The following is a 1173-nucleotide window of genomic DNA, read 5'->3' as shown; positions in this document are numbered from 1 at the left end:
ATATCCGCAGCTTCGGTGACTGGCTTAGCCCCGTTACATCTTCCGCGCAGGACGACTCGATCAGTGAGCTATTACGCTTTCTTTAAATGATGGCTGCTTCTAAGCCAACATCCTGACTGTTTTAGCCTTCCCACTTCGTTTTCCACTTAGCCAATCTTTGGGACCTTAGCTGGCGGTCTGGGTTGTTTCCCTCTTGACGCCGGACGTTAGCACCCGACGTCTGTCTCCCAAGCTCGCACTCATCGGTATTCGGAGTTTGCAATGGTTTGGTAAGTCGCAATGACCCCCTAGCCATAACAGTGCTCTACCCCCGATGGTGATACTTGAGGCACTACCTAAATAGTTTTCGGAGAGAACCAGCTATTTCCAGGTTTGTTTAGCCTTTCACCCCTACCCACAGCTCATCCCCTAATTTTTCAACATTAGTGGGTTCGGACCTCCAGGGCGTGTTACCGCACCTTCATCCTGGCCATGGGTAGATCACCTGGTTTCGGGTCTACACCCAGCGACTATCGCCCTATTCGGACTCGATTTCTCTACGGCTCCCCGATCTGGTTAACCTCGCCACTGAATGTAAGTCGCTGACCCATTATACAAAAGGTACGCCGTCACCCCACGAAGAGGCTCCGACTGTTTGTATGCACACGGTTTCAGGATCTATTTCACTCCCCTCCCGGGGTTCTTTTCGCCTTTCCCTCACGGTACTGGTTCACTATCGGTCGATTACGAGTATTTAGCCTTGGAGGATGGTCCCCCCATCTTCAGACAGGATTTCTCGTGTCCCGCCCTACTTGTCGTACGCTTAGTACCACCGTTCAGATTTCGCATACGGGGCTATCACCCGCTATGGCTCCTATTTCCAGAGGATTCTGCTATCTGATCGACTATCACGTACAAGGCTCATCCCATTTCGCTCGCCACTACTTTGGGAATCTCGGTTGATTTCTTTTCCTGCAGCTACTTAGATGTTTCAGTTCGCCGCGTTCGCTTCACATACCTATGTATTCAGTATGAGATGACCTAAAAGGCCGGGTTTCCCCATTCGGAAATCTGCGGATCAAAGCTCGTTTGCCAGCTCCCCGCAGCTTATCGCAAGCTACTACGTCCTTCATCGCCTGTAATCGCCAAGGCATCCACCATGTGCACTTATTCACTTGTCCCTATAACGTTGGC

The 1173-nt window shown here is 51.1% G+C and carries 1 rRNA gene (only partly in view); it reads right to left on the bottom strand.

The window, feature by feature from the left end:
• A 23S ribosomal RNA gene (locus tag ACI1V7_RS28305) occupies positions 1–1160 on the bottom strand; it reaches 1483 nt to the left of the window's first position.
• Positions 1161–1173: the final 13 nt, after the last annotated feature.

This window comes from Massilia paldalensis (assembly GCF_044901715.1).
Taxonomy (GTDB): Bacteria; Pseudomonadota; Gammaproteobacteria; order Burkholderiales; family Burkholderiaceae_D; genus Telluria; species Telluria paldalensis.
Note: the sequence above shows the minus strand (reverse complement) of the source record. Positions and strands in the feature narration are given on the sequence as shown.